The 4,209-nt window shown below is 68.8% G+C and carries 4 protein-coding genes and 1 pseudogene; 2 read left to right on the top strand and 3 right to left on the bottom strand.

Going from position 1 to position 4,209, the window contains the following annotated elements; genetic code table 11:
• Window positions 1-441 precede the first annotated feature (441 nt).
• The gene (rfbC, locus tag KME75_RS40310) at window positions 442-987 is read left to right on the top strand and encodes a dTDP-4-dehydrorhamnose 3,5-epimerase (protein WP_219420265.1); all 546 of its coding nucleotides are present in this window, start codon (window positions 442-444) and stop codon (window positions 985-987) included.
• Window positions 988-991: 4 nt separating this feature from the next.
• Here the strand turns inward: rfbC and KME75_RS40305 are convergent, their stop codons facing one another.
• From KME75_RS40305 to KME75_RS40300, 3 genes and pseudogenes are all read right to left on the bottom strand, one after another.
• Entirely contained in the window at window positions 992-1,861 is an 870-nt protein-coding gene (locus KME75_RS40305) for an ADP-ribosylglycohydrolase family protein (protein WP_219420264.1), read from the bottom strand.
• Window positions 1,837-1,992: pseudogene (locus KME75_RS47665) on the bottom strand (ADP-ribosylglycohydrolase family protein); the annotation flags it as partial. The gene KME75_RS40305 and the pseudogene KME75_RS47665, both read right to left, overlap by 25 nt.
• A 1-nt stretch (window position 1,993) precedes the next feature.
• Window positions 1,994-2,983 (bottom strand): ADP-ribosylglycohydrolase family protein, encoded by a 990-nt coding sequence (locus tag KME75_RS40300; protein WP_246633759.1) that lies wholly within the window; start codon window positions 2,981-2,983, stop codon window positions 1,994-1,996.
• A gap of 302 nt (window positions 2,984-3,285) precedes the next feature.
• Between KME75_RS40300 and KME75_RS40295 the strand changes: the two genes are divergently transcribed.
• On the top strand, window positions 3,286-3,999 hold the full coding sequence (locus KME75_RS40295) for a hypothetical protein (RefSeq protein ID WP_219420262.1): 714 nt from the start codon (window positions 3,286-3,288) through the stop codon (window positions 3,997-3,999).
• Window positions 4,000-4,209: the final 210 nt, after the last annotated feature.

Here is a 4,209-nt window from a genome sequence, read left to right as displayed (position 1 = left end):
GCCTCCTCGGCGGCCAGATCGGCCAGCCGGTCGAGGGCAGGCTTCAACGACGATACTGTGGACACGAGCGCGACCCCCGGGACGATCTTCGGCTTCAACACCTGAAAGATCACCAGGGGTCGCGCTCCCCTCACACCGGCCCCTCAAACGAGTCCACCACCAGGGGCAAAACCGACATCAGACCCAAACGGCAAGAACGCCGGGGCCCTGAGGCGTGCCCTGGTCCTAATCCGGCCGCGAGTCCCGACTGCGCCCCTGGCGACCGGGTGAGGGGGTGCGCAGCCGGGACTCGCCGAGGGATCCGGACGTAGGCGGACGGCATCGGATCGACCGACCAACCGGCCTGCCGCTGATTCCGGCATCCCGCTCACACTCTACCGTGGCGTGAGATTTGCACCCACGCGGCCTGATCGATCAGCACCTACCGGAGGGACGGCATCCATGCACGTACATCAGACCGACCTTGCTGGTGTCCTCCTTCTTCAACCCAAGCCACACTATGACGCGAGGGGATGGTTCAGCCGGACCTTCGATGCAGCGACCGCCCGTCACGTCGGGATCGATCCCGCCGCCTTCGTCCAGGACTCGCAGTCCCGCAGCCTGCGAGGTGTTGTCCGTGGCTTGCACGGCCGGATGGGAAGCGGCGAGGCCAAGTTGGTCAGGTGCTCGCACGGCGCGATCTTCGACGTGGTCGTAGACATCCGCATCGGCTCGCCGACCTTCGGTCGGTGGGCTACGTTCACCCTCGACGACGACCAGATGCAGACGCTCTACATTCCCCGGGGGTTCCTGCACGGGTTCCAGGCCCTGACCGAGTCGTCGGACACGTGCTATCGGATCGACGCTGAGCACGATCCGGCCGAGGACATTGCGGTCCGCTGGGACGACCCCGGCCTGGGCATTCCGTGGCCGCTTCCACCCACGCAGGTCAGCGAGCGCGATCTGCGCGCCGGGGCGTGGGCAGATCTGCGTCGGCTGCTGGGATGAGCCGTCAGCTCCAACCGGTGGTGAGCCGACCGGGAGGAGGCGGTTCGACGGCAGGTTCGTGCAGGCTGCGGACTCGAACCAGCTGATCTGCCAGTAGGTGCAGGCGAGGGCCGTTCTCGAGTCGAGCCAGCCAGCCCAGCGGGATCCGGCTGGCGCCGTGCCGGGCGCCCGCTACCGCTCCGGTCATCGCTGCAACCACATTGGTGGCACCGCCCATGCGAACGGCGAACTCCACTGCATCGACGAAGCTGTTGGGGTGACGCAGGAAGGCCAGTAACGACATCGCTACCTGGCTCAGATCAGGCCTGACGGTGCCCAGATGGCCCGCTGCGAGGTGCGGTGTCACCCACCCCGCGAACTTGCGGACCTCCTCCAGCTCCTCCGCGAACTCGCCCGGCTCGAGAAATGCGCCGAGTCCGTCGAGGAACGATGGCACCGACAGTGGGGCACGCAGCGGAGCGTGTAGTGCCAGAGCGACGGCAGCCGCATGCACGACCGCCCACCCGAGACCCGGCCGATCACCGTGAGTGACTCGGCCGGCCGCTTGTGCGTGTCCTGTGAGCCGCATCAGATCCGGCTCGACCACCGCGATCGGCGCCACACGTACCGCGTTGTCGCTGGTGGACGACGCATGGTCGCCGAGCACGGAGGTTGTGGCATCCGCCCAGTCCTCGCCGAAGAGCACCCGCTCGTAGATCCGGGCTGCGTCGCATCCGTGCGCACGCCACGGCTCGCATCGCCAGTCCTCGGCCAGGGCTTCGACGAGCGCTGTTCGTCGACGCGAATCGACTGCGATGCCGAGAGGTGTTTCGCGACGGTCATCATCGTCACGGTGGCGCCCGTGTAACGGAGCTTGCGGGCCGAACGAGTCCATCCGGCGAGGTCAGCGGCCCGTACCGCGGGGGCCCCGACGAACGGCGCACCCAGCGCGTCGCCACATGCAGCACCGAGGAGCACACCCCGCGCCCGATCGGCGAGGACGTCGGAATCACGTGCAGTCCGCATGTCAGGCGGCCGGGACGGGCGCGAACATGACAGCGCGCCGAGCGAGACCGTCGGCGATGTCCACGACGCGTGGACCGTCCTCGATCCTCGGCACGAGGTCGGACGGAAGCTGAGACGCGCCGCATCGTGCACCGACGAGCGTGCCCGCCATCGCCGCCACGGAACTGGTGTCGCCTCCGAACCGCACGGCGAGATCGAGGACCTGCTCCGGGTCGTCAGGGCTGTGCAGGAACGCCAGGATGGCCGCTGGTACCGATTCGAGCGCCGACACGGCGTTCGAGAACTCACCGACAACTGCGGCGAGACTCTCGCCCTCGAGCTGGCGCATCCGATGCAGACGAGGGACGAAGGCCGGATGCGCCGGGCAAGCCAGGACGGCGTCGAGAAACACCTCCCGATCAAAAGGCCGGTCCCGGTCGCTGCTAGCAGCGAGGGCGACAGCGGCCGCCTGCAGCGCCGCGCCGCCCTGGCCGAGGGGGTGCGGGTGCGTCAGTTGCGCGCTGCGGCGAGCGACACCGAGAACCGCGTCGAGCGATCGGCCGAGCAACCCCACCGGGGCAACCCGCGCCGCACCGCCGTTGCCGATGCCGTTGGACCCGGTGTCCCCGACGAGTTCGGCGGCCGCCCGGCGCCAGGGGATGCCGAAAAGCACGGATCGAAAGACCTGCTGCTCACCGGTCCCGTGAGCGCGCCACGGTTCCCGCCGCCACGCCCACGCGAACTCCCGCGCGAGCCGATCCTCGTGCAGATCACCGCGACCTCCGGCCGGGTGTGACAGGTGCTGCGCCAGTACCAGGGTCAGAACCGTGTCGTCTGTGTGAGTCAACAGGCGCATACCGTGGCGATGTCCCTCAAACCGTTCCGCTGCGACGACGTCCTGTCCGACGAAGGGGGCGCCGAGGCCATCACCGCACGCGCCGCCGAGGATCGCACCGCGGATCCTGTCGCGCACCTCCGCCGGATCCAATGCGGCCCAGCCGGTCGCCCGCATCTCCTCCACGGCAGGTACATCCATCCCGCTCCACCTCTATCCCGGCGATACGACGAGCGGCGGCAGACACTGGTCGGGGAGCGCCATGACCATGGCTGCGGCGAGCATCGTCGTGAGTGCTCGACGCGATCGTACTCTCCCGCAGCGTGAAGGTTCAGTCCTCTTCGACGGGCCTCAGGCGGCTGATAATGCCAGCCCAAACGTACTCTAACGTCAGTGTAGGGTTGTCCTGTTCCAGCGGTGCTGCAGAGATCGAACCGACACGACAAGGGGGTGGGATGACGTCAGCCCAGGGAGCTGCCATGACCACCTCCGTTGGCCGCCTGTCTCAGCTCACGCGTCTCGCCGACACTGCCGTCGCGCTCGCCCGGCATTCCACGCACGGCAGGGTTCTCGTGGTGCGAGATCTCGGTACCGCGGGAGTCGAGCGGGCCGTCGCCATGCACGCCAAGCTCACCAAGCATGACCTGCAGGTCCGCGTGCTGGGGCCGCCCGAGGTGATCGAGTCCGCGCACCGGATCGGACCGACCGCCGCGCTGGTGATTGATCTGAGCTCGCAGGGAGTCGGGGAGGCCGACCTGCTCGCCGCCCACCTGAACATCCCCCTCCTCGCCGTCGACGACGAGTACTCCTTTCTGCCGCAGGTCGACATCGCGGTGGTCGAACGGACGTCCGACGCGATCGCCCTCCGGTCCTCGGCCCACCACGACGCAGCGCTCGCACAGGTTGCCGTCAGCCCGCTCGGTCCGTGGAGCGCGATCATCATGCGGCTGGAGGACCAGATCGTCCATCTGCGGGACGCTGAGATCCGAGTGCGGCGACGCCACGGCTTCCTGGAGATCGACGTCAGCGGTCCGACGGGGTTGCGCCGTTACCGCGGGCACCGCTGTCGGCTGGAGCCGGTCGGCGGATGCTTCGCGGTCGCGCGGGACGGTCTGCAGCGGGGTGAGCTCCACGGTCCGCTGCTTCTGCAGGTCTACGCCCGGCGCTTCACCGCGCACCTCCACAGACCCTGATAGCCACGCCCTGGCGAGGCGGAACGGGATCTCACCCGCCGGGTCCGGCCGCGGGCTCCCCACGCGGCCGGACCCGGCGGGCGGGACTAGAGCGTGTCCCTTGGATCATGGGACGGGGTCGCGGAGCCAGATCCTGATCGAGGCGACGTCGATGGTTCCGCGGAACATGTAGTCGCGCTTGTCGTAGCGGGTGGCGACCGCGCGGTGGCC

The organism is Pseudonocardia nigra (assembly GCF_019396355.1).
GTDB lineage: Bacteria > Actinomycetota > Actinomycetes > Mycobacteriales > Pseudonocardiaceae > Pseudonocardia > Pseudonocardia nigra.
This window is presented reverse-complemented; position numbering and strand designations above follow the sequence as displayed.

Excerpts from the sequence above, each read along its gene's own strand:
- KME75_RS40295 (WP_219420262.1), top strand. The coding sequence starts at position 3,286 with ATGACCACCTCCGTTGGCCGCCTGTCTCAGCTCACGCGTCTCGCCGAC.
- KME75_RS40305 (WP_219420264.1), bottom strand. The coding sequence starts at position 1,861 with ATGGACTCGTTCGGCCCGCAAGCTCCGTTACACGGGCGCCACCGTGAC.
- KME75_RS40300 (WP_246633759.1), bottom strand. The coding sequence starts at position 2,983 with ATGCGGGCGACCGGCTGGGCCGCATTGGATCCGGCGGAGGTGCGCGAC.
- rfbC (WP_219420265.1), top strand. The coding sequence starts at position 442 with ATGCACGTACATCAGACCGACCTTGCTGGTGTCCTCCTTCTTCAACCC.